This window comes from Legionella longbeachae, assembly GCF_004283175.1.
Lineage (GTDB): Bacteria > Pseudomonadota > Gammaproteobacteria > Legionellales > Legionellaceae > Legionella > Legionella longbeachae.
The window spans coordinates 25,835-50,957 of sequence record NZ_RXNW01000023.1 but is presented as its reverse complement, the minus strand read 5'-3'; the positions used below and the strand labels follow the sequence as shown (position 1 = coordinate 50,957).

Here is a 25,123-nt window from a genome sequence, read left to right as displayed (position 1 = left end):
CGTGGCCCTATTAAAAAATTTAAGTTGATCATTAAACCACCTGCTAATGCTATTCTCTTAGGATGTTTTAATGCACCACTCACAGTTTCCCAAGATAATTCCTATCAAGTAACACTTGATAATTTTACACCCACAAAAGATTTAGACTTTCTTTTTGTACATCGGGGTAATCCATAAGATGAAAACGCGTAGAGCCAAGTCTTTTCATTAAAAAAGAATGGAGTTGTTGTTTGAATTGATAGATTGCATCGATAGCCGGATTTTGAGTTAAAAAGAGAAATTGACTATAATGATAACGAGTGGCCTCCTATCTTAAGCAGAACTTTAGTGTGGGAAAAGGGGTTAATATAATTGAAGAGCAAATTAAAGGGTTTTCCGAAGATTTGTCTTTAAGAAATAAGTAGTTTTTTTAAGCGATGATTTGCGCTAAGTCTCTGGAAAAATATAATAATGCCACGCAAGATTGGATAAAAAAGCTTAACAAATTCCATGAGTAGAAACATAATATTTTCATGCTGTAGACTCTTATAACACAATTGAAAAAGAATTGATCTCACTGTCGATTATCTTATTAATATTTTTGGACCTTTAGCGTGTTTGTATAATATGCTCCGTATGAATAAACAACATCTCGTTCCGTGTAAAATTAAAATTTTCAGGAAAATAACCAGCAAGTCCAACTCAATTTGGACAATAAGATAAACACTATTATCCTAAGTTTGTCCTAAATTATTAATGTATCAAAGTTTATAAATCTGAAGAACTTGTTCCATAACGACATGAGTATAATACACTAATATTGCCATTATCATTTTTTACACAACTTAAAACTACTCCTGGAGGATAGGGAGGAGCAAGAGTTACAATTTTGTACATTACTTGCCAGCCGCCTTGAGATTTACAAATATTAGATAAAGAGCTTTTTACCGACTCAAGAGTTAATGTATTTGAGGCATTTCTATAAGCCTCCTCACATGAAGAAGGCTGTCCACCTGGAGGCGGTAATAAAATTTTTTCAGCATAGACTAGAGACGGGGCGAGTAAAATTAAAGTACAGAAGAAAGTTAAATTCCATTTCATGATGAGAGCATCCCATTAACCATATATGTCAATTATAGATCTATAATGATAAGAAATGAATTTCATTTGAACATACTTGACAAGCCTAAATAAAGCATATTTCAATATCCTATTGAGAATAGCCACCCCGAAAAAATAATATTTATATAAAGTAGAAATGATGATAAAAATTAGATTAATAAATGATCTAGCGGCAGATTGTGGGACGTAAAAGGCAATTTATACGAGCTATCCTTTTAAGAGTAAGATGAGAATAATATCTTTGAAATTACAACAAACATACCACATCATAAATATCTAAGATTACACTTGCAAATTGAAGGCAATGACACAGGTTTACTAATTAGCAAGTACAACGTACATCATCAAATTACGGTAAATAATGATGGTCTAATAGATTTTGCCAACCCAGTTAAGAGATAATGTGATGTGGATCAATTTGAGTTTACGACACATAAGCCTCGGCATACGTTTTTGAAGAAAGTGAAGGACAAGCATGAGTTTCATTTTTCGCAGGAGCTAAGTGGGAATGTTTCAATCAAAGAAATTTTTCGCTATGCCAAGCCAAGTGCGTATGAGATGCAGGCAGCAATTGAAGAATTATTTGCAATATGACGCCAAAAAATATATTTTTCTGAATACAGCAAAATTAATCCGGAATAAATTTGGAAAAAACTGCACATCATTCAAAAACAAGAGCACATCATTACATATCTCAATGCTATTTAAAAGGATTTTCTATTCTGGATAATCAATTCATTATCCCAATAGATATAAAAGATCAGAGGGTATCACCTCCATCCAATTCAAAAAATATTGGTCAAGAAAGGGATTTTAATCGGGTGGATTTCGAAGGTATTGCGCTAAACTATTTAGAAGATGCATTGGGGCATGATTTTGAAGGTAATGTAGCCACTGCATTACGTAATATAGAAAATACAAATAGATTTGAAGGCGAAGATCGTAGCTACATTATAAATCTAATGGCCCTGTTCGCAATTAGAAATCCCACCAGAAGAAATCATTATAATAATTTTATTGAAGATGCTGGTAAGTTGGGATTATCGATGGCTGCTCAAAATGTTGGAATGAGAGTAAATGAACATCTCGTAACTGAAGATCTAAAAAAGGCTATCGATGAAGACCAGTACCGAATAATTCTTTCAAGAAATGAACATATTAAAGCAGAGTTGAATCTTTTTAACGAGATATTACCTTATTTTTTTTCTCGTAAATGGATATTAATTAGAGCCCCAGATGATGCTCAATTTATAACCAGTGATTTCCCAGTAGTGTTATTTTGGACTAATCCTGCAAAACATAAACACTCTCCTGGTTTTGGTTTACTTGGCACAGAGGTACACTTCCCCTTATCAAAAAAAATAGCATTAATAGGAAGTTTTGATGGTATAAATGGTAGCCAAATGGAATCAAGAGAAACCGTGGCATTAATTAATTCAAATATTTTAGCTCATGTAAAAAGATGGATATTCGCATCAAGTCAGGATTTTTATTTTTTAAACCAGAAGGGAGAATGCTTATATGGAATACAAAAATATTGGAAATACTTGGCGGAATTGTAGATAAGTAAGTATTTTAACTTGCCATAAGACGCTACATAAGCAAAACGACCACACATAATGTCATACTCTTGTTTTATTAAAGAGTAGCGTAGTTTAGAAAACACATTGGAACATGATGCATCATCATATTAACCCCTAATCCCATGAGGTGTTTGACAGAATATAAACAGACTTATCCACAGAAAATGTGCATAACTTTAAAGGAAGCATTTTATTTAAAAAGGAAAACAAACCATATGGGACAAAGGTTGTTTGAGTAATGGGGTAACAAGGGATAAGAGTTGGCGCGAATTAATATCCACAGAATTTAGATATTAGATAAAAATTTGGCCCGAGTATTTTAAACAAACAAAAATTAAAAAAACAGTCTTGACTTAAACTATTTTTCTCCATCCCCTTTTGAGTGAACTTGCATTTTATGACTCAAAAACGTCCGCCTTGTTCCTTAGCATGAAATCCATTCACTAAAAGGCAGCATGCGCTTTTATTTGCCATTGCGAAATATACTTATTTTCATATCCTTCAATTAATGCCACCTGTAATGCCCATTGTTTTTCCCAAGTGCTAGGAGAAAATTTTTTATTCCACGTAATAAATAATTTCTTTTGCGAGGAACTTAAAGAAAGTCCGTAGTGTTCAGACATAAATAAATAAGCACGAGCCACCACTCCTTTGGCAGAATCTGGGGGTTCTGCTCGACGAGATGATTTATCAATTTTCATCCCACATCCTAGATAGCTGGGTTGTTCAGGAAGCACTCCGAAGCGGTAGTTAGAGCGCGCCTGATTCACAACCCCTGCTTCAGGCCACAAATTATACAGCTCCGCTTCAACATGGCGAAAACGCTCATCCTTTTTCTCACAGCATCTTCGCCCTTTAAAGGATTTTCCATTTTTGTCTTCGCATAAAGGCTCCCGCCAGCAGGCAAATTGTTGACCAAAATGCTCTGCAGCCATAATGTGCTCCCATTCAATACGATGTGCGCGTTTAATGGGATTGGCCGCCTCCATCCCACAACTGGCTAAATTGACTTCCTTATCGTCATAACTGCATTGGCAATAAATGGTTTGTGGGTGCTTTTGAAACAATTGTGCTGCAATTTTTTTAGATTGCGTAAAGGAACCTGGGGATTCGGCATAATTAAAAGTACTAATCAAACAGAGTATCAATGCAAACCGAACCATAGGACAACCAGAAATAACAAAAATCCATCATTATAGAAGGTTGTTATTTTTTTTCTATGTTTTTCTATAAGGAATTTGACTCATGTAAATTCTTATAAGGTTCTCCTAATTCATTTAAGTGCAATTTTATCTTAAACAAATCGAGTGTGGTATGATAGAAAACACCAGTGAAATTAAAAAAGTACCTATGAAAGCAGATGCATATACACCTGTTACTCTTCAAGGCGCACTGGTGGCGCTAACGACGCTTTGAAAACACATCATGATGACCTCGTCAATGCCACTGAAGATGGTGAATTATGGAAGCTATGGTAGACTTTTGTGCCATTCCCTGAATCGATGCGAGAAAATATCTACAAGCGATTATCCATACAAGAATCAAGAACCATGCTGCTCATTACAATTTTATTAATTACAAATAAGAATACTGTGTCATAAATTGTGGCATAACTGTGACTGTACCAGGCAGTTTTAGGCCGTTTTTGGCAGTTTTTTACGATTTTGATGCATCGCAAGGTATTGATTATTATAGTTTTTATATAACAAGAAGAAGGCTACGAACCAGGGGGTCGGAGGTTCGAATCCTTCCGGGCGCGCCATTTTTAACTAAGTAACAGGGCTCTTCAAACGGCTCATCCCCATTTCCGGGGGCACTAATCAAGAACACAAAACTTTAACCCTTAACCTATAATTTTCAAAATTTCTAAATCCATAAGCACGACGTTGGATCAGTTTCATCTTACGATGAAACCCTTCTGTAATGCCGTTGTTTTAGTAAACCACCACATTCTAACCACTTCTTCCCGCCATTGGTATAATGTTTTACCTAGAGTCTTTAGTGAGTCGAAAGGACTTAGATCATTGTCTGATTTATTTCTACGCCACTTATACCTAGATCTGTAAATGTTGCTTGTAATGATAGAGTCGCATCTGTTTGGCCTGAAACTATTGCAATTGAACTATCGGCAGTCGCAATTGAACTAATCGCTGAGGTTGTTGTACTATCCACTGCAGTCACAGTTAAACTATCTGCTACTGTCGCAGTTGAACTATCTAGTGCTAGTGCTGCCACAGTTGGGCTATCTAGTGCTGCCACAGTTGAGCTATCTAGTGCTGCCACAGTTGAGCTATCTAGTGCTGTCGCAGTTGAACTGCCATCAGAAGCAACTACACTTAATACACTTTGTGCGCTTACATCTAAAATACTATCTTGTGGAGTTAAGTCAATTGTGGGAACAGATGCAGCGGAATCAAGAGTACCTTGCAATGCCGGATCAATTGCATATGTATAGCTTGTAGGATCTACAGTTTCAATAATGCGATCAACCAACACCGCACCATGACCCGACCCAGCATCTGCATAAGCTAGTGAACTATCTACTACTGTCGCAGTTGAACCATCTGTCCCTATCAAAGTGGAACCACCTACCACTGTCGCAGTTGAACCATCTGTCCCTGTCAAAGTGGAACCACCTACCACTGTCGTGGTTGAACCATCTGTTCCTGTCAAAGTCGAACCGCCTACCACTGCCGTAGTTGAACCATCTACGACTGTGACAGTTGAACCATCTTCGACTGTGACGGTTGAACCACCTGCAACTGTGACAGTTGAACCACCCACCAATGTCATAGTTGAACCATCTACCGCTGTTACTGTCATAGAACCACCTGTCACCGTCAATGTCACATTTGAACCATCTGCCAATGTCAAAGTTGTACTATCTGCTCCTGTCAAAATCGAACCATTTGTCAATGCCAAAGTTTCCCCATCAGCCAATGTCAAAGTTGGACCACCTGTTCCTGCAGCAGTTGTACCATCACTTGCAGAGGAGAGTGATCCTGGATCAATTGTAATAGTGGGGTTAATAGTAACTAATTGAGTTGCAGTCGCTGTAGCTACTGACTCCTCTACTGTGGAGTAAACTTTTATTGCTAATTCAAGGTTGGTTGAGACAGTTAAGTTCCCACTTACCATTATGGCAAGATCCTGCAATTGGCTGGCACTGACGGTATAAGTACCATCGGCATTAGCTACTAAAGCAGTTCCTCCTGAACTGAGCATCGCGCTATCAGGAACATTGCCAATCGTTACTGACAACACATCGGTGGTATTTCCCACTGGAAGTGCTGCACTTATATTCAGGGGGATGGCGGACCCCTCATTCCCGGAGACCACTTGCGTGCCTAAGACAGGAACATCAGCAACAGGATTAACGGTCACCATTTGCGTGGCAGTCGCAGTGGCTACTGAATTTCCTATGGAAGAGTAGGCCGTTATGGCTAGGGCAAGATTGGTGGCGCTGGCTAATTGGTCATTGACCGTAATTGCAAGATCCGACAATTGGTTCGCACTGACGGTATAAGTACCATCTGTATTAGGTGCCAAGGTCGTCCCTCCTGAACTTAGAGTCGCACCCGTAGGTACATTGCCAATCTTTACTGACAACACATCGGTGGTATTTCCCACTGGAAGTGCTGCACTTATATTCAGGGGGATGGCGGAACCCTCATTCCCGGAAACCACTTGCGTGCCTAAGACAGGAACATCAGCAACAGGATTAACTCCAACCTTTATTGATTGATTAATGCTTGCAGATAAACCATTGGGTGAAGTAGACGTAGCAATTACATTAAGCGTCACAGAACCTGATACTTGATTTAATCCTGATTTAAAAGTTAACCCAACAATTTGTGCTGCAGTAAGCGTCCAACTGCCATCCTGATTAAGTGTCCCCGCTGATAAAGAACCACCAGCCGGGACTCCTGTGAATTTATACGTTAATACGTCGCCAGCATAACGCGTTGTAGCGCTTATATTTAATGGTATCGATGTATTTTCATCTCCCCCAGGACTTGTTACACGTAATGAGGCAGGAGGAACTGGGACAGCAATCACAGGGACATTGTAAGAATGAGTAGGTAATGCACTGACTTGCAAAGTACCCGCTTTTATTGCCTGTAGCTGAGCTATATCCGCTACGGCCACTGTAATAGGCAACATACCTGGAGTTGAATCATCCAGAGCTACGCCAGCAGCTAATTTTAGAGTTTCAGGTCCATTTACCCCATTAAACCAGGTTAAACCATTAATAACTTGGGTACTTTCATTTCCCACGACATACTTAAGGGAGCCATTGGCACTGTTGTTCATAATTAACCAGTAGTGCTGATCCTTAGCATCAATATCTGTTGCAGATAATGTGCCTAGTTTAGCGCCAGCCGTGCTTTCACGAACTGAGGTTGGAGTAAATGAAATTTTAGGCGCTCCGAGATCTTGAGCAACAACCTTAATTTGTTCAAATCCTTTAACACTTAAAGGAATGGCAGAAAATTTAAAAAAGCTTTTTGCTTCTGCGCCGGAAGCCACAGCAGCTTTAAAACCTAAAACATCATTTTTAAAATCTGTAGAATTAAGTTGTCCATAACTTACTTTCAGTTCTAAAAGATCAACACCATTACCCCCGCTATATGCAGAAGCTCCTCCGTGAGCGATGGCGTTTAAATTAGCTTCATAAGTCATCTTATCAGCACCGTTTCCTCCTGTGATGACCGAGGAACCAACACCAGCATCAACGCTATTAATTTTATTGCCCAAAGTTATAACCGTACTCCCTGTGGTTAGAGACTGTACCGAGTTAATACCGTGGCCAAGAGTTAATTTAAAATTTGCGGCACTTAACTGCACCATGCTATTCGCAACATGGGTGTATCCAAGGTTTAAAGTGTTATTCCCATTACCTGCGGTAATAACATCCTTACCGGAAGAAGATAAGGCATTAATTAAGTTATTTCCATTGCCAATGAACAAGGTTTCATTGTTACCACCAAGTGCCACCGAATTATTGCCATTTCCGACAATTAGATGATTATTATTACCTGAAACTGAGAGTGTATTTTTACCATTACCTACTGCAAGAATATTATTGTTTCCCGTTAAGGTAATTTTATCATTCCCATTTCCTACAATACCTATACCATTATCTGTATTGAGCGTTAAATTTAAATTACCATTGGCATAGGGCGTGATTTTGTGCGCTAAAATTAATTGTTCATTACCATAACGAATCGTCTTCAGTGCTGAAGCTAGCGCTCCATTATCGTAGGGAGTAACTTTGCCTGCTAAAGCCCACTCTCCATTACCATAGCGAATAATCTTGGAAGCCATGAGAACACCTAAAACCATGTTGCAAGGTTCTTAATTCTTCCATGACTTTAGTACCTGCGCATTATTAAACACCTGAACAAACCGATACTTTCAAGTAGTGGGAGTTACATCAGATTATAGTAATTAAAGTATAGGTGTTGGCTAATTTTTATTCAAATTTATTTGTGTAGAAAGTGATTTTTTTTCGGTCATTAAAATTAAATAATTTTTAAAATAATGATGTAATAATCCTTATCTTTCCCTAAAGGATTCCTCTTTGGCTTTAAAAATTGGTTTAAGAATATAGTCTAAAACACTTTTTTTGCCTGTTTTAATAAAAACATTTGCTGTCATACCAGGAATTATGGGTAATTTATGTTTGTCATTTCCTAAATAATTTTTATCGGTTTGTACACGGATCATATAGTAAGTTATTGGTCCCCCCCTGGTAGCTTATTACTTGATTCCTCAATTGCGTCTGGACTGATATAAGTAACAACTCCATTTAAACTGCCATAGACTGTATAATCATAAGCGGTGATCTTGACTGATACCTTTTGTCCTTTATGAATAAAAGCGATATCCTTAGGAGTGACTTTTGCCTCAACAAGTAACTTATCTGACAAAGGAACAATTTCCAAAATATCTTCCCCAGGGCTTACAACTCCTCCCTCAGTTTTAATATTAATTTTTTTAACTACGCCATAAACAAGTGATCTTAATTCAGTGCGCACCATTTTATCTTTTAAAGAAGCTAATGAATCAGTCAAACTCATTAGCTCAGCTTTATTCTGATTAAGCTCAGTCCACGCAGTATTCTGATATTGATTTTTTTTCTCTAATATCTTTTGTTGAATTTCCGCAATAATTTGCTGAGTACGAATATATTCAGCTTTAGATGCATATCCTTTAATAGTTAATTTTTCGTACATTTTAGTATGCTCTTTAGCAAGATCTAAATATTGTTGTAAATTTTCTAATTCTGAATGAAGTGAATCGAGTTGGGTTTTAAATAAATAATTTTCTCTATCTACAAGATCAGGAGCATTTTCTTTTAACTCAGCTGAAAACTTAACACTTGGCTGACCATAAGCTTGTGCCATTAACCTAGCAACAGTCGCAGAAAGAGCGAGATATCGATGGTAACCATTTTTATAATCCGCTTTGTACCGTGTATCATCTAGAGTTACCAGAATTTGGTTTGGGTGAACTATTTCTCCTTCCTGAACTAAAATCTTATTAATAATTCCGCTATCCAGGCTTTGTATAATTTTAACCTCCGAGGAAGGAATAACTTTTCCCTCCCCGATAACAACGTCATCTATCATTCCAAAATAAGACCATATTATTCCTGAAATAATGAGCATTAAAACAATAAAAAGAATACTGTTAGCAACCACTGTTTTTTTAGTTAATAATGCGGCTTTAGAGTCAGAAATAAAATCCTCATCCTCTGAAAAAAATTTTTTATCTTGCTTATTTTTCTTCAAAGCCATATTTACTTCCCTTCCTGATTTGGTACTGAAGACGAGAATTGTTGAGACTGTTTTTGTTTTTCAAGTGATTGAGCTTTTTGCAGAACGTCGATAACTTCATTTTTGAGTCCATCTATTATGATATGCCCATTATCCATCATAATAAGACGTTCAACTAAAGGAAATAATGATACTTTATGTGTCACTAAAATAATGGTTTTTCTTTCTTTAAGAGATAGTAATCGCTGAATTGTTTCTTGTTCTGTAGCCATATCCATGGCACTGGTTGGCTCATCAAATAACCAAATCGGTGGGTCAGATAACAATCCACGAGCCAATGCAATAGATTGACGCTGTCCTCCAGATAAACCTTCGCCTCTCTCGCCAACCATCATATCAAATCCTTCTGGATGATGATTAACAAATCGGTCAACACCACCAAGATAACCTGCATTAATAATTGCAGTATCATCAGCCCAAGGCATTCCCATAGAAATATTGTCTCGTACTGTCCCGTAGAATAACATGCTATCTTGAGGAACAAAGCCCATGTTCTTCCTTAAGTCGACAGGATCTAGTTGCTCTATGTTAATACCATCTATATAAATATTTCCTTCTTTTGGTTGATATAAACCAAGAAGTAATCGTTGGATGGTACTTTTACCCGAACCAATACGACCAATAAATGCGACGCGCTCTCCTGCCTTTATTTTAAAAGAAACTTTATCAAGTGCCAGGATTTGTTGACCTGGATATTGAAAACTAACTTTGTCGAATTCTATTGTTCCCTCTATTTTCGGCAGGTGTAAAAAACGTTTATTTTCTGGGCGCTCAACAGGCAATGACATCAAATGATTGAGATTTTCCAATGATAACCTGGCTTGCTGTAACCGGGTTAAAATACCTGCCAATGAAGAAAGCGGAGCTAAAATCCTTCCCGCTAAAATATTTGTGGCGATTAAACCACCTAAGGACATGCTTCCCTCTTCGATCATATATACACCTAAGGCGATCATGCCCACGGTAATAAACTGTTGGCCGTAATTGGTAATAGTGATGATCAAATTTGAGTAATAGCGCATTTTTAGTGAGTCTCGTGCTGTAGTACCAACATATTGCTCCCATTTTTTCTGCATTTGGCCTTCAGCATTCAACGATTTTACCGTTTCTATAGCTGTTACTGTTTCAACTAATATTGCATGTTTTTGCATTGCTCCTTGCAAGGATTTTAGTACCGCTTCCCGCATTGGTTTCTCAAGAATATATGCAGCGAGCAAAATAAGCGGCACTATAATAAGTGGAATCAGTACAAGCCAACTTCCTAAATAAGCAATAAGCAATAAGCACGAAAAACAAAATAACAAAGGGTAAATCAATAATTGTAGTTAGCGTTGCGGAAGTAAAAAAATCTCTTAGTACTTCAAACTCACGCAAATTATTTACAAACGCGCCTACAGAATTGGGTTTATTCATCAAGCGGATACTCATTGCTTGTTGAAACAAAGTGCTTGCCATCACCACATCGGCCTTTTTTCCACTCACATCAATTAAATACCCGCGTAATAGTCTTAAAATAAAATCAAAAAAATGGATCATCAAAACCCCGATAACGAGTACCCACAAAGTCACATTGGCATTATTTGGTATAACGCGGTTATACACATTCATTATAAACAACGGCATAACCAAATTAAAAATATTGACTAAGAATGCTGCGAGGATGACTTGAATATAAATATATCGATAACGAGATAAAGTACTCCAAAACCATGACAGCTTATCTATTCTCTCTGTTGGTTTTGCTTCAGAACGTGTCTCATATTTAAAAACTGGAGCGATAAATATGGCTTGTCCAGTATAATTTTCTTCCAAATCATCTACTGATTTTTGTTGAACACCTCCTCCATGATCAGACAAAATGAGTTCCACTGTTTCTGAATCAATTATCTTATTTAGTATGCAGGCCTGATCATTTTTTAAAAGTAACACAACAGGTAAAACTAATTTCGAAATATGAGAAAGGGAGCGTTTGACTACCCGCGCTGAGAATCCAACACGTTCCGCTGCACGTATAAATAAGGCGGGGGTTAATCTATTATTTTCCAGAGGTAATCCGGCACGCAGTACATCTGCAGATAAAGGACGATGACTTAATATAGTTAAAATTACTAAACAATCTAATAATGGATAAGAGAAAGTTTCTTTATTCTCGTTAGACTTATCCATCCTCTTTTCCCACAGAAGATAAATTATATGTCTTATAGTTTAGCAGGTTAATGCAATAATATAGGGGATATCGAATAAGTTGAGCTGATTGATAGTTGTCTAAAATTTACTTAATTGGGAGTAAAGCCAATTTAATTGACAATTACGTCCCAATCGTTGCCCAATTAAACTTATTTCAATCTATAAAAATTTTGGGTGAGGGCATGCATCACGGCTGCGTTGAAAAAATTAGGATTAGGGTATAATTGCGATTTTCTATAGAGCAGCAAATGTCTAAAAATCCAATTGATTTCAAATGGCGGCACTTTAATGTGGATCTAATTCTGAAATGTGTACGTTGGTATTGCAAATATGGCATTGGCTATCGTGATTTAGAAGAAATGATGGCTGAGCGTGGGTTGGCAATTGACCATACAACGGTTTATCGCTGGGTCCAGCACTATGCACCAGAGCTTAAAAAGCGGATAGATTGGCGCTGTGTTGTACAAAAGATAGATAAAATTTATTACTGTTTTCCTATTATCAAAGCAAATTGAGCGTAAAAATCCGTTTGGTTTAAAAATTACTTACATAAAATGTAATTTATAATAAAACCAATTGAATTAATTAGGGATTGTTAGTTCATTATCAACTCAATAACTTTTTGAAATTTTGCGTCACAGCGCAAGCTCTGTAACGCTAAGCCAGGTACAAGCAATCAACCTGTTGGCTTCAAAACTGATGCAGCAATACTCCCAAACCAAGGCATCGAATATTAAAGCCTGGACGAATAATTGGACTCAGCTCACTGATGCTCACTTATTTCCTGAATTCTTCCTTAATGGAGTAATTATTATGGTTCTTTTTACTTTATTTACTTCGGCAACAAAATAAAGTGGTTTATAGATTTTTGCAAAACGAGACTGTTTCTGATAGGGCTACTGGATCAAAAGATCGGTTCCAGACTACTTAGATGCGGACAGAAATGCAACAAGCCTCTTTGCCCCATTTATGTAGATCAACCCTTTATTTTTATTCATGAAAGAACATTTAAATTTAATTCATGTGAATTGGCGCTCTTGATTCTCACTGTAATGAAATAAATCTTTAGTTAAAGACTTATTGGATAATTAAGGTTCTTCTTTGTTATGTGCTTTTTACTATAATTTAATTTATATCAGCAAATACAGGCTACTCAAATGACAAAAAAGAAATTCACTGTGTTGCTAGGAATATTGTTTATTGGGTTTCTCCGTATTGCTTTAATATTTACTCACCCTTCTGAAGCTTCGCTACCCCAAATTGATCCTAATCAAATTGGCTATATTGGTCTGCTGCAGAATCCAGTTATCCATTTATTATTCTGTTTAAGTTTCATTATCATGCTCGTTGGTTTTCATTATGCTTTCACTAACCTTGAACTTGAAACCAACAAGGGAAAAACCAATAATATTTTTATCCTGATTGCAGGATTAGTCGGTATTGCAATGATAATTCTATGGTACAACTGGAGCTATATTTCTAGCCAATTTTTAATGTTAAGTTCCATGTTAGCGTATGAAGCCTATAACCCACAATCAGCACCAAATCAAAGTTATTACCAATGGAAATACTCATTGAATCCTGCCAAGGTTACTATAGTCTTACTATTTATCCCCATCTTTCTTCCCATGTTCTATTATTTAAAAAATAAGTTGTCAAAATAAACACCTTGCAATTTGCATGTCATCGTTGGTTCAGATAATGTTTTAATCTAATTCGAATTTGATAATTTAAAAATACAGTGAACCCCATCCTCGCTGTGCGCCAAGGAAGGCTGAGGTGCATAGTCCGCGATAGGCTGCGATTTATACAGACAGCCCTAAGGACTGCGAAGTAAATCTTTCTGCAGCAAATAATTCATTGATTTAGGTATACACTTTGCTCTTTGGGAGCAAACGTGCCGGAAACAGGACGCTCGCGGCCTTTAACCTGTCGCGTTGGTGAGTGAATTCTGGGAACTGGAATATCCCAGAACTTTTAACGAGGTAGTCAATATAAGGCTTAGTGGCAGACATATTTTATTAAATGCCTTACATACTTCTCAACGGTTTTTATATCATTGGCTTCAAAACATCATCTTTTTTATTGCATTCTAAAAGATATTCCTTTTTTGAGCTACAAAACAAAGATTTTATACTGTCTAAAATAATCTCATTATGTTCCATCGGAAGTATATGACTTCCATTAGCAACTATTTTAGAAGTAAAGTTTTTATATGTATTTAAAAGATCACTCCATCCTGAATTAGGGATAACCTTATCTTTATCCCCGTTAATCGCTATCACCTTGATATTATTATTTAACAGTTCAAGAAGATCTTCCTTTGTAGCATGTCTGTTTAGGGTTGCTAATAATTGATGTACAAAGACATCTTTACCCGTTTTTTTTACCATCTGCATTAGAAGTTCACGATCCTCGTTATTGAGCCTATTCGATAGTTGTGTATAAAAGTTAGGATTAGCAATTATTTTATAAAAATTTTCTTCTTTATGGATTTTTTGAACCAACCTCTTTTTCTTATCAACTTCCCTTTCTGTATGAGGTGCTATGCTTCCATTAACTAAAACAAGACCATTCACTTGAATCGAGCTGTCTAGCAAATATTTTGCAAGTTTAATAGCAATATTAGATCCTAGGGAGTGGCCGGCAATATACAGTTTTTTATAAGATGCAACTTCACATTGTTGCAAAATGGAACTAGCGAATTCAGGAATCGTTTTTCCGTGATAAGGAGGATATAAAATATTTCCTTGTTCTAAGCGGTTTAGCCCAGCATTAACTTTTCCCCAGATTCTTTCATCACACCCTAAACCTGGGATGAAAATAAAACTATTATTAAGAGCTTTATATGTAGACGAGGAAAAAAAAGCATTGCTAATAAAATGAGCTTTATTAGATAAAAATAACTTCATTGACGTAACCTCTTTATGTAAAAAACAGTCTATTTGATCTTTTTTGTAATAGTTTTTTACCTCATTGTTGATGCTAAAAAATGACTATTATAGCGGAGTGAGCTTACTCTGAAAAAAAGACTCTTTGCTAAGCCCCCTTTTAGTCTCAAATCCCTCCGGCGTGTTATAACCAATCATTGAATGATAGTCGTTCTCTATTGTAATAGATTTAGATTTATTCAAATACAAAATTTTTAGCAATTGAATGTCTTTGAATCTTTGTCATAAATTACTTCTACTTTAAAACTATGGCTGCTCTAGATATCGATTTAAGAGATCCATAATCAAAACGCAGCTCACATGAAATTGATGATATTCCTCAACCACATAGTGCAGAATAATAAATTATAAAAGCTGGAAATTTTGAAATTAATTAGAGATTTTGTAATAAAGTCCTGTTTTCAATATCTAAACCGTTTTAATGATGTATCCACAATACTTTCAACACTTGTTTGCTCTATATATTTTTGTCGTAAGAATGTCGCATCACTTCCCTGATGGGTAATTCTATTGATATGGTCCAATGCCCCTAGACCGTTTAATTGCTCAGCATGTGATTGGATTAAACGTAAAGTAGTAAGTATATCTTCCCTTAGCAATATTGGCTCATATGTTTTAGGGTGAATAATGGTTCCTTCTAAACCAAATCGACACGCTTGAAATCGATTGTAGTTGTACACAAGATAATCATCTTCTTCCGGGATAAGTTCTTGTTCTTCCAGTAAATACGAACATAATGATTGCAAATAGGAAGCTAAAGCCGCTGCTCTATTGACAGTTAAGGGAGTGTCGCAAACACGTAATTCAATTGTCCCGAACTCAGGTTTTGGGCGAATATCCCAATAAAAATCCTTCATACTATGAACTATGCCAGTTAATTCCATTTTAGTGAAATATTGATTGAATTGTTCCCAATCTAATACAAAGGGAGCACGACCACTTAAAGGAAATGCAAAAACTGAATTAAGTCGTGCAGAGTTGAACAAAGTATCCTTCCCTTGTACAAATGGAGAAGAAGCAGATAGAGCAATGAAATGTGGGATATAGCGATTCAAACTATGAAGTAGGAAAAGAGCCTCTTTCCCGGAGGTACAACCAATATGGATATGTAGACCAAATATAGTGAACTGCTTGGAAAGATAGCCATATAGTTTAGATACCTCTAAAAACCTTAATTTATTATATATTTTTCGCTCTGACCATAATTGAAATGGATGGGTTCCTCCACCACATATCCCAATATTCAACTTATCTCCAGCCAAAATTAATTTATCACGAATATCCAATAATTCATTTAAAAGATCTTCATAAGCACTATGTATATGAGTTGATACTTCAATCATGCTTTCGGTAATTTCAGGCGTAAAAGCGCCTGGGAATGGCTGCCGTTTCAATAGTTCCAGTAAGTCAGGGCTTGAATCGGTTAAATCATAGTCACTAAGACTAACTAATTGTAATTCAAGCTCAACCCCCATGGTTAAGAGCTTGGAATTATTAAATACCTCCAAAGGCATATTGTTATCTCTCCTTTGTTACTGAATTTCTTTTGCGAAATAAAATGAATATTGAACCATAATGGGACCTATTACTTCTAAACTAATTGCAACCATTGCAAGTGGAGCTAGAGTCTCAACTAAATTGAGCCCTATATACCTACTTTGTTCTAATATTAAGATGACAAATACAGAAATTGGCGCCATTGCAACTCCTGTAAGCAGCCCCTTTTTCAAGGATATTCCACTGAAATAAGCAAATACGCCAATGCCAACAATTTTCGCCAACTGCCGAACAAGAATAATAGATAATCCAATAACCCATCCATTTTTTACAAGATGCCAATCGATTTTGGCAGCAATAAATACAAATAATAAAACTGTTAATAAATCACCTATTGTACCAAAACCACGTTGAGAAGAGTTAAATACAAACCGGCCATGTCGAGATACAATTCCAAAGGTTAAAGTTGCCAATAGTGGGGAAAGCTTAAAATAATGGGTTATGGCTACCAATAAAATTAGTGCAATTGTAAAAGGGAGTGTATTGTCACTATAGGTATTTTTAAAATTTTTAAGGAGAGTCGGTAGAATTACTCCGAATAGCATGCCTAACCCAGTTGATAGTAACAGAACGATTAAGCTACTAGACATCGCTTGCCATAAATCTCCGGAGTTTCTAAAAATCACTAAACCAATAATTACTTTAAAAAGAAATACCGCAAAAATACTGTTTAATACTGACAAGTGCAGAATACGCTCAGTTACTTGCCCAGAACTATGCTGCTCATGAATCATACGGATGATAGTTGCCGGAGAGGTAGCTGTGGATAATGCTGCTAACAAAAGACTTGTAGATTGGTTTAACCCATAGTATTTTGCTACAAAATAAATAAAGACAAAGGTTAGTGTTGCTTCCGCAAAACTGGTTGCAAGAATCCATAAGTTATTGAAAAACCATCTTAGATTTATTCGATATCCAGATTCAAATAAAATCAAGCCAAAACCAATATTTGCTAAAAATAAAATGGATGAAGTTTCAACTTTTGGTAACAATCCAATTTGAGTTGGTGCAAGTATAAAGCCAATCATTGCATAAACACTGATATGGGGTATCTTCGCACATCTAAATCCAATCTCTCCAAAAATCCAAGCAATAAACAAGCTAATGGGCCATGCTAGATCTATTATAACTATCCAAATGTGTGACATAGTTAATCCCTATGTTAGAAGCATCAAAAAATTAGCCACGCTATCAGAAAAATAGAATTTTATGTATCTCTGTTTTTCATCTCTTGATATCTTATATTTGTCTGCTTAACAGAAACTTTATCGCAACAATTTAGGCTGAAAAAATCTTCGGAGTCATTGGTAATTCCCAAGCTGTATTCAGTATCTAGTTCAAGTGAAAACCATCCTTAAAGTTATCGAGTGTAAATAAAACCATGACAGTGCCTTCTGACATAGCTAAGCTATTAATAATGCCTTTATTTTTTATTGCATTAAAACTTATTAAAGTTTCAGTATTCTGTTCTTTGGAGATCAAATAAACAATTTAATGTACCAGATATGCTATTAGAGCAAATCAACCATATTAAGAAATTACCCCCCAAAACTAGTTACCTATTTCCTTAATTTTCATATTCTACCTCTAAAAATTTCATGATAAACATTGTAAAGAAAATTTTTTAGCTATAGGATTATCTTTTAATAATGCGATGATCGCCCTGGTTTCATCAATTAATGCTCCAATATTAGGGAGTATGTTGTCTTATCCCTTAGAAATAAAAAATTCTCAAGAACTTCTCTTTGTCCTGATTATATTTGCTATCATATCAATAGTAATTTTAGCTTTTACAATAAAAGAAACATTTGGAAAAACGATTATCACCTCTTCTCATTAGTTCGTTGGTTGTACATAAAGAGTTTGTGTCGGAAAAGCACATTCAGCACCGTTTCTTTCAATAATATCAAGTATATTCATCAAGATTTCGTGTTGCACACCATAGAATTGAGTCCCTTTTATCGTTTTGCAATAAGCCGAGACCATAATATTTAAAGAAGAAGAACCAAACTCGACTAAGCTTACGGTGACTGTTTGAGATTTGTCAATTTCTTCATTCTCCAAAAGACACGCTTTTATTTCTTTAGTTATTTTATTAATTTTACCCGCATCCTGATAACGAATGCCAATATTTGTTTTAATACGTCGGTGCTGCATTCTTGAGGGATTTTCAACACTAATGGTTAAAAATATCCCGTTAGGAACATATAAGGGTCGTTTATCAAAAGTCCTGATACGAGTCATTCGCCAACCAATGTATTCCACAACTCCTTCAATATTTTTGTCTGGTGATCGAATCCAGTCTCCTACTTTAAATGGCCTATCCAGATAAATAACCAACCCTCCAAAAAAATTAGCCAGCAAATCCTTAGCAGCTAAAGCAACCCCTGCTCCGCCTATTCCTCCAAAGGCAAGTAATCCAGCTACAGGAATGTCCATAGCCTGCATAATAAGTAACAGACCAATAATAACCACCGCAATGGTTAGTAGCTGCCGTGTAGCATGCACCAGCGTTTTATCTATTTCTTTAGTTTGTTGCTCACAAAAAGTTAAATAAAGCTCTTCAAAGCAGCGTATAAAACGAACCAATACCCAGCATAAAATGAAAACAATACCTATTTGCTTCATTACAGAAAGATTGGCGATTAAAAAGGAATTTTTTTTATAAGATAAAAAAATAGTGCTAGTAAAAGACAAACCTAAGAGCCAAATTAAAAACCCCATGGGTAAAGCAAATGCCTTTAAAAAAGCTTCTGCGAAGAGCACCTTGCGCTGTTCTGCCTTTTCAGTTAAATGACGGCTAACTCGAGCAAGCACCATATGTACTAGCCCAGTACTAATGATGGCTGTAACAATATAAATAATCCACATATTAACTCTCATATAGTCAATCACTTATACCCTCTCTGATCTATGTCTTCCATTAAGTCAAATTTGAAAATATTTAAATACATCATAAAACATCTATGAACATGATTCATTTTTTAACGTTCTACGCAAAAGCTGAGTATATATGGGGACCTGTCTTGCTAACTGGACAACTGTAGTCGATGTTAAACAGGTAATCATTAATGGCAATATCAATAAATAATTTTGTGTCATTTCAACAACAAGAATAATGCCCGTAATCGGTGCTCGTACAGAAGCAGCAAACAAAGCCCCCATGCCAGCCACCGCAAGCATACCAGGATGTATCGTTGTGTCACTTGAAATTGCTTGAAGAATATGTGAAGCAGCTAATCCCAAAATGGTTCCTAATGCTAACATGGGCGCAAAAATACCACCAGGCACACTTGTTCCGTAACATAATAAAGTCATAATAAATCGGATTATGAGTAACATCATCAAAACTGAGAAATCGGGATAAGCAATTAAAGCCTGTTCTATAATATCATATCCACCTCCAACAACGCTGGGCTGTATATACGCCAAATATCCAACTGTGAGTCCAATAATTAATACATAAATATCTTTCATCCATGGTTTTAGTTTGTCCAGCCTATACAGTAATTTCATCAAAAATTTATTAAAACAAAGACCTACAATACCTACTATGATACCAAAAGCAAAGAAAACCCAAAGCGACTGAAGTCCTGGTGGGGCAAAGACAACCATTTTAATATCTGGTTGAGGCCCAATAATGACATGCAACATGATTGTTGCAAATACACAGCATATGGCAACCACCTTAAAATTTGTAAAGGAGAAATTAAACTCGTTACGCATTTCTTCAAGTACAAATAAAATACCAGCAAGAGGTGCATTAAACGCTGTTGCAAGTCCTGCTGCAGCTCCAGCAGCTATAAGTGAATCACGTCTTTTTCTGGTTAAACAGAAGATCTCACCTAACATTTCACCTAGATTCCCACCTATCTGAATGGTAGGTCCTTCGCGTCCCAGAACCATTTTAGAACCAATTGCCATGACGCCACCCACAAATTTTACAGGCAACAATCTTCGCCAAAAAATTGGGCGTTTATGAAGCAAAGCTCCCTCAATTTCCTGAACACCACTTCCTGATCCTTCGGTTACAAACCATTTTACAAGCGACCAGGTGATGAAAACCATGACCATAGTGGTGAGCGCAGAAATAATACCAATATTATAGCCTTTTGAAGCTGCAAAATTAAACCAGTGAATTAAAACCTTGTTTACCCCATGGATTGCTAGTTGAAACAATGAACCCACTGTTCCTGTTAATATACCTAATAGAGTCGCAAGTGTATAAAGTATTAGTATTCTATCTCGCATCAGTTCTAATCATCCTGAAAAAAATTACTGAATCAATACTATAATGCTCCTTATTATGAGCTAAGGACGTAGGTATCCAGTATAACAGTTCCCTAAACCTTTTTTATTTAGAAACAGTAAGGTATGTCTAATTTTTAAATCAAATTCAATATAAATTTTTGTACTAACTTATAAACAATTTATTGACATTCAAGTCTCTGTAAAACTATTGGTATCTTGATCCTCATGTAGTTCTTTTTTGGCTCAATTTTGGTATAAAACATAAGAGTTGGTTTCATCTCGATTATGTTGTCTAATTGTTGTAGCATTACAATAATATTATTTCATGAATCTTAAGACATGTTCAGACAATTATACAAATTAACCGCCTTGCCACATAGAAATTTATTTTTTGCGCGATCCGTTAAGACAATGACAAAAAATAGTGGCCAGCTTGTTCGTGTTAATGCAATTGATCATGATGGGTGTTTTGGATTGCAACACATGGAACCTAGCGAAATTGGCAAGAGGCATAAACCTGTGATTGAGTATCTAAATCATCAAAAAGAAAACAAAAAATATGCTGTTGATTATGTTACAAGTAGTTCCAATAGGCAAAGTATCCGTCTGGATTGTCTTAATAGTATCTACAATCAAAATAACTTGGCATTCCCTGTAGCAAAAGTATTAGCAAAATCACTGGGAGCATGTTTTGACCCTCTATTATTAGCAGATATCACCGCAAATCGTAAACCTGGGTTTACTATTAATTGTATCAATCAAGTGGCACAGGAAAAAAAATTAAATTTATTAAAAAGTTGTGTATCAAATGAAATCGTAGATGAGCTTTTGCAAAAAACTCATACCGAGTTTACCTTTTCCGAAGATAAAATAAACATCATATATCCTCAAATGCATCGCATTGCTCTATACCACCCTCAAGCAAGTATTCATTTTAATGTTTATGATGATTTACTTAAGCAAGTCTTAGTACCTTTAAACCATTTTTATAGCAGTTATCCAAATTTAATACCTGCAAATGTGATATTAAATCTCTATTATTTTAATACGGTAAATAATGACTCACCAAATCATGAATTAAATTTACCAAGTCTCATTCATTCCATACATGGTACTGGTTCTATTGATTCCCACTACTACCATACTGTCAGAAAAATGGGAGAAATAGCAAAAAATGAAGAGGGTGAACTAAGTAAGTATTATATGAGCCAATATATTACTCCTGAACTTTTGCAAAAGGATTTTAATCCTAAGTTCCCTAAAGAAACGTATTTTTAATTCAATTTTTTTGGGCTTTATGAGGCACACCTAAAATAGGAAGTATGTAGACAAGGCTTCAAAAATTCTGGTGTAGAAGATTTGTAACAAACTATATTATAACCTTAGTTGTTACAAATTATACCAGAGACATAGGTAACACTTTAGACCCAAAAGGATTAGGTAAAGACCTAACTAACTATAGGCAGCTTTTTACATAAATTTATTAAAACTCAAGATGATAAATTCCCATAATCAAATTAAGTTTCAAATAGCTAGAAATTTAGTATAATAAATGAATATTACAACCAGATGATATTGGTATATAAAAAATGAATCACCAAAAGCGTTCCCACATTGTTGATGATAGGGATTTTAAAATTAAGCTCTTTATCTTAAGATAAACAACATATGCTAAAGAAAATATTCTTGGGTTTATTAATAGGTTACTCAACTATTACTCTTGCGATAGCAAAAAATTCTCAGTTTTTTCACAATGGTCTTGAATTATTGATCTTTAAAACCGATCCCAAAAAGATTAAACAAATAATCCGCATAGATCATGAATTATGGACTAAATACTTATCACAATATTATGCATTCAGAGCTAAGCAAGTAGGTATAAATCCAGATAAACCCGGTTACTTATATATTATTATCAATTGGGATTCTTATAATGAATGGAAGTCAATCCCCCAAAAAAATATTGAAAAATTCACCAAACAAGCAAACAAAATAATATATGAGAAAACCGGTGCAAAACTTGAACTGATTAAGTCGATTGATTTAAAAACCACTTATACTTTTGATAGGTGTCATTCACCATGCTAATGGGAACATAATCGGGTGAAATAGATTTTGTTAACGTTGTCTTGCCTGCTTGGCGTGGTCCGGTAAGATACGCGATCCGAAACTCTTTTAACAATTCAAGAACAATAGTAGTTAATTTTCTTTCAACATTTTCATCGCCTGGTAAGTTAGGACTTAATTAAATATACATTGTTAAATGTATATCGTTGTTTATTCAGAAAAATCAAGATTATTATCCTGAATTATCCAATACATTATCCCGATAAATCCAATTGTCTATAAAGTCGAAGTCAACCGGTTCGCCCGGCCAGGAACGCACCTATTATTGAATCTCAACTTGAGGAGTTACTCGGAAAATCACCTCAGGAATATGGTTATCAGGAAGCAGAATGGCAGATTAATCTGTTGCGAGATTGGTTTGAAAAACAAGGCGTGTCTGCTTGTGATAATACGTTGGTAAAATCACTTAATCGATTAGGCTTTATGTATAAACGATTTCCTGCAAATGCTTAATCCTCGACTGAGAAAAAGCACGAATCATTGATAATCATTGAGGGGATTAAGAAGGATAGTGGAGAGGATATTGAAATACTTTTCGCGGATGAATCTCATTTTTCAAACCAACCTTATGTCAGTCGAGGTTGGTTTAAAAGTGGTGAAAAAAAGTAGTCAATACGAAGAAAGCCAGACTGAGCAAGACTATTTTTGGCGCATTAAACATGCGAACAAGCCGATTTTATTGGAAGCAGGCTGATACAAGAAATAGCCAGCAATTGATCCTATTCTTGCATCAACTCCATAAAGCAAATCCTAATAAAAAGTTAATGACCGTTCTCGATAATGGACCAATACACAAGAGTAAGAAAGTTCAGAAATTTGTTTAAAAGAATGACTGGGTGCAATTACTCTTTCTTCCTACTTACTCTCCTGAATACAATCCAATTGAACGATTTTGGCGATGGTTAAAGCAGAGATTCTATGGTTGTAAGTCATTTTCTACTATGGAGGAGCTCTTACAGCAAATACGAAAATTAGTTTGGCACTTTCATGAAGGGAGGGCTGTTTCAAAAATCAATTTTAATTATGATGCTTATGCTGATTTGTTATAGATATTTAATGAGGCCCGCTTATGTCTGTTGGCAAATACTCATTTCGATTATGCTCTACTCGTTCAAAATAAACTTTATCGATTAATTTCTGTTAATGAAGCAGGAATTAATAAGTGAATATACGCAAAAAAATCATCAAAAAGAAATCCTGTGGTGGATTTATTGATGTTACCAAAGATTGGCAAGTACTTAAACACTCCTCTAAACAGAATTATACAGTCACAAATCAGTTACTCAACCCATACTCACCTCAAAATCAAGGTAAAAGTACAACTCATTCTGAAGTGAAATATAACATTAATTACTAAAAAGAAGTTAATTCCTTAATTAAAGGATATTAATGCATCTGAAATGCAGAAAAACTTAATCGCATTAAGTAATTTTCATGACCGCTCTGCGGATACTGATTTAGGTGTAGAGGCTTCTAAATGGATAGAAAATCAAATAAAAAATTATGCGACCGATTACTCAAGAAGCGATATCGATATTTTCTTGGTAGAGACAGGACATTATAAGCAGCCCTCTGTAGTTTTAAAATTTGGTCATTCCAATCAACCAGGAATCGTTATTGGTTCCCACATCGATACTATACCAAGTTTTGAAGGAGAAAATGTTCCTGGTGCCGATGATGATGCAAGCGGAAATGTGATTGTCTTGGAAATTGCTAGAGTCTTAATGGCTAGTGGAATAAAATTTCAAAAACCTATTTACTTTATTTGGTATTCAGAAGAGGAGCGCGGTTTAGTCGGCTCAAGATAGGTTGTTTCTCACTTTAAAAATTAGCAGATTCCAGTTAGTGAAGCGATTCAGTTTGATTTAGCAGGATACTCCTTTGACAATGATCCGAGTTTATGGATGGTATATGATAATGTTAATACAAATTTGACAGACTACCTGAGAACTTTAGTTCATACTTATTTGCACTTAGAAGTTAAAAAAACTGATTGTGGTTACGCTTGTAGCAATCATGTAAGTTGGCATAACGTGGGGGTTCCTGTAGCCATCCCCTTTGAATCTCATTTTGACAACCATAATCCACATATCCATTCGTCTGATGATTCTATTGATTATCGTTCTATGTCTCATATAACCAATTTTTCTAAATTAGGACTTGCATTTGCTGTAGATTTAGCTAACCCTAAGCCATAGATTTGTTATCTAGTTTGTTACTTTTCTCGGCTTGAGCTTAATATCTAAATGATCCGAAAGCTCAAGTCGTTTATTAAAAATAATGCTATAACTAAGTGTGTAGACAATTCATCCCCACCGCCTACTCTGGATGAAATGTCCGACGGCACGATAAGGAGACAGAGTACGAACCTCATCAGAGCCTGGAGTGGATAAAATAAGTCTTGGATATAGGAATACAAATCCCTCTCCTTTCACTAGTTAATTACTTGCAAAACGGATGAGTCCATCATACTTAGGCGGTGGGGATCAATGGTCAACGCGTCTTAGTTAGCGCATCAGCTTGA

At 35.8% G+C, this 25,123-nt stretch carries 17 protein-coding genes and 5 pseudogenes; 9 read left to right on the top strand and 13 right to left on the bottom strand.

The genetic code is table 11. The features are described from left to right. Positions 1–747: 747 nt before the first annotated feature. Complete coding sequence (locus EKG34_RS17540) at positions 748–1,080, bottom strand: hypothetical protein (RefSeq protein ID WP_080619728.1); 333 nt, start codon at positions 1,078–1,080, stop codon at positions 748–750. Positions 1,081–1,745: 665 nt separating this feature from the next. Between EKG34_RS17540 and EKG34_RS17530 the strand changes: the two genes are divergently transcribed. Further along, positions 1,746–2,663 carry a DUF4238 domain-containing protein gene (locus EKG34_RS17530; protein WP_165391561.1) on the top strand — a complete coding sequence of 306 codons (918 nt, stop codon included), beginning with the start codon at positions 1,746–1,748 and terminating at the stop codon, positions 2,661–2,663. A gap of 464 nt (positions 2,664–3,127) precedes the next feature. Here EKG34_RS17530 and EKG34_RS17525 read toward each other — a convergent pair whose 3' ends face one another. The 7 genes and pseudogenes from EKG34_RS17525 to EKG34_RS17500 form a co-directional block, all read right to left on the bottom strand. Then, positions 3,128–3,847 carry an endonuclease gene (locus EKG34_RS17525; RefSeq protein ID WP_080619725.1) on the bottom strand — a complete coding sequence of 240 codons (720 nt, stop codon included), beginning with the start codon at positions 3,845–3,847 and terminating at the stop codon, positions 3,128–3,130. A 657-nt stretch (positions 3,848–4,504) separates the two neighbouring features. Further along, positions 4,505–4,701, bottom strand: a pseudogene (locus tag EKG34_RS17520) (transposase); the annotation flags it as partial. Beyond that, positions 4,701–8,012 (bottom strand): beta strand repeat-containing protein, encoded by a 3,312-nt coding sequence (locus EKG34_RS17515; protein ID WP_125461271.1) that lies wholly within the window; start codon positions 8,010–8,012, stop codon positions 4,701–4,703. The pseudogene EKG34_RS17520 and the gene EKG34_RS17515, both read right to left, overlap by 1 nt. Positions 8,013–8,243: 231 nt before the next feature. Beyond that, on the bottom strand, positions 8,244–8,414 hold the full coding sequence (locus EKG34_RS18355; protein ID WP_165391560.1) for a hypothetical protein: 171 nt from the start codon (positions 8,412–8,414) through the stop codon (positions 8,244–8,246). An 8-nt stretch (positions 8,415–8,422) separates the two neighbouring features. After that, the gene (locus tag EKG34_RS17510; protein ID WP_080619723.1) at positions 8,423–9,487 is read right to left on the bottom strand and encodes a beta-barrel domain-containing protein; all 1,065 of its coding nucleotides are present in this window, start codon (positions 9,485–9,487) and stop codon (positions 8,423–8,425) included. A gap of 2 nt (positions 9,488–9,489) precedes the next feature. Next, positions 9,490–10,806 carry an ATP-binding cassette domain-containing protein gene (locus tag EKG34_RS17505; RefSeq protein ID WP_085662477.1) on the bottom strand — a complete coding sequence of 439 codons (1,317 nt, stop codon included), beginning with the start codon at positions 10,804–10,806 and terminating at the stop codon, positions 9,490–9,492. Continuing rightward, complete coding sequence (locus EKG34_RS17500; protein ID WP_080619721.1) at positions 10,721–11,692, bottom strand: cysteine peptidase family C39 domain-containing protein; 972 nt, start codon at positions 11,690–11,692, stop codon at positions 10,721–10,723. The genes EKG34_RS17505 and EKG34_RS17500 overlap by 86 nt, the downstream gene beginning before the upstream one ends. Positions 11,693–11,961: 269 nt before the next feature. Between EKG34_RS17500 and EKG34_RS17495 the strand changes: the two are divergent. The 3 genes and pseudogenes from EKG34_RS17495 to EKG34_RS17485 form a co-directional block, all read left to right on the top strand. Then, positions 11,962–12,165, top strand: a pseudogene (locus EKG34_RS17495) (IS6 family transposase); the annotation flags it as partial. Positions 12,166–12,343: 178 nt separating this feature from the next. Beyond that, a complete protein-coding gene (locus tag EKG34_RS17490; protein ID WP_125461270.1) occupies positions 12,344–12,565 on the top strand; it encodes a hypothetical protein in 222 nt (73 codons plus the stop codon). A gap of 305 nt (positions 12,566–12,870) precedes the next feature. After that, on the top strand, positions 12,871–13,377 hold the full coding sequence (locus EKG34_RS17485; protein WP_080619720.1) for a hypothetical protein: 507 nt from the start codon (positions 12,871–12,873) through the stop codon (positions 13,375–13,377). A 387-nt stretch (positions 13,378–13,764) separates the two neighbouring features. Here the strand turns inward: EKG34_RS17485 and EKG34_RS17480 are convergent, their stop codons facing one another. The 5 genes and pseudogenes from EKG34_RS17480 to clcA form a co-directional block, all read right to left on the bottom strand. Next, on the bottom strand, positions 13,765–14,625 hold the full coding sequence (locus EKG34_RS17480; RefSeq protein WP_080619719.1) for an alpha/beta fold hydrolase: 861 nt from the start codon (positions 14,623–14,625) through the stop codon (positions 13,765–13,767). 440 nt (positions 14,626–15,065) lie between these two features. After that, positions 15,066–16,178 carry a YbdK family carboxylate-amine ligase gene (locus tag EKG34_RS17475; protein WP_080619718.1) on the bottom strand — a complete coding sequence of 371 codons (1,113 nt, stop codon included), beginning with the start codon at positions 16,176–16,178 and terminating at the stop codon, positions 15,066–15,068. Positions 16,179–16,182: 4 nt separating this feature from the next. Continuing rightward, positions 16,183–17,369: pseudogene (locus tag EKG34_RS17470) on the bottom strand (cation:proton antiporter). Between the two features lie 688 nt (positions 17,370–18,057). After that, entirely contained in the window at positions 18,058–19,104 is a 1,047-nt protein-coding gene (locus EKG34_RS17455; RefSeq protein WP_080619716.1) for a mechanosensitive ion channel family protein, read from the bottom strand. An 81-nt stretch (positions 19,105–19,185) separates the two neighbouring features. Continuing rightward, entirely contained in the window at positions 19,186–20,472 is a 1,287-nt protein-coding gene (gene clcA, locus EKG34_RS17450; RefSeq protein ID WP_080619715.1) for a H(+)/Cl(-) exchange transporter ClcA, read from the bottom strand. A 339-nt stretch (positions 20,473–20,811) separates the two neighbouring features. On the opposite strand from clcA, the gene EKG34_RS17445 reads away from it, so the two are divergent. From EKG34_RS17445 to EKG34_RS18755, 5 genes and pseudogenes are all read left to right on the top strand, one after another. Continuing rightward, a complete protein-coding gene (locus tag EKG34_RS17445; RefSeq protein WP_003636919.1) occupies positions 20,812–21,750 on the top strand; it encodes a hypothetical protein in 939 nt (312 codons plus the stop codon). 390 nt (positions 21,751–22,140) lie between these two features. Next, positions 22,141–22,560 carry a TIGR03792 family protein gene (locus EKG34_RS17440; protein WP_003636918.1) on the top strand — a complete coding sequence of 140 codons (420 nt, stop codon included), beginning with the start codon at positions 22,141–22,143 and terminating at the stop codon, positions 22,558–22,560. A 662-nt stretch (positions 22,561–23,222) separates the two neighbouring features. Further along, positions 23,223–23,648: pseudogene (locus tag EKG34_RS19070) on the top strand (IS630 family transposase); the annotation flags it as partial. Between the two features lie 113 nt (positions 23,649–23,761). Then, complete coding sequence (locus EKG34_RS17425) at positions 23,762–23,956, top strand: hypothetical protein (protein ID WP_003636913.1); 195 nt, start codon at positions 23,762–23,764, stop codon at positions 23,954–23,956. Positions 23,957–23,999: 43 nt separating this feature from the next. After that, positions 24,000–24,797: pseudogene (locus tag EKG34_RS18755) on the top strand (M20/M25/M40 family metallo-hydrolase). Positions 24,798–25,123 lie beyond the last annotated feature (326 nt).

Coding starts and splice junctions, on each gene's coding strand:
- EKG34_RS17510 (WP_080619723.1), bottom strand. CDS start 9,487: ATGGCTTTGAAGAAAAATAAGCAAGATAAAAAATTTTTTTCAGAGGAT.
- EKG34_RS18355 (WP_165391560.1), bottom strand. CDS start 8,414: ATGATCCGTGTACAAACCGATAAAAATTATTTAGGAAATGACAAACAT.
- EKG34_RS17455 (WP_080619716.1), bottom strand. CDS start 19,104: ATGAGAGTTAATATGTGGATTATTTATATTGTTACAGCCATCATTAGT.
- EKG34_RS17540 (WP_080619728.1), bottom strand. CDS start 1,080: ATGAAATGGAATTTAACTTTCTTCTGTACTTTAATTTTACTCGCCCCG.
- EKG34_RS17440 (WP_003636918.1), top strand. CDS start 22,141: ATGCTAAAGAAAATATTCTTGGGTTTATTAATAGGTTACTCAACTATT.
- EKG34_RS17475 (WP_080619718.1), bottom strand. CDS start 16,178: ATGCCTTTGGAGGTATTTAATAATTCCAAGCTCTTAACCATGGGGGTT.
- EKG34_RS17485 (WP_080619720.1), top strand. CDS start 12,871: ATGACAAAAAAGAAATTCACTGTGTTGCTAGGAATATTGTTTATTGGG.
- EKG34_RS17480 (WP_080619719.1), bottom strand. CDS start 14,625: ATGAAGTTATTTTTATCTAATAAAGCTCATTTTATTAGCAATGCTTTT.
- EKG34_RS17515 (WP_125461271.1), bottom strand. CDS start 8,012: ATGGCTTCCAAGATTATTCGCTATGGTAATGGAGAGTGGGCTTTAGCA.
- EKG34_RS17500 (WP_080619721.1), bottom strand. CDS start 11,692: ATGGATAAGTCTAACGAGAATAAAGAAACTTTCTCTTATCCATTATTA.
- EKG34_RS17445 (WP_003636919.1), top strand. CDS start 20,812: ATGTTCAGACAATTATACAAATTAACCGCCTTGCCACATAGAAATTTA.
- EKG34_RS17525 (WP_080619725.1), bottom strand. CDS start 3,847: ATGGTTCGGTTTGCATTGATACTCTGTTTGATTAGTACTTTTAATTAT.
- clcA (WP_080619715.1), bottom strand. CDS start 20,472: ATGCGAGATAGAATACTAATACTTTATACACTTGCGACTCTATTAGGT.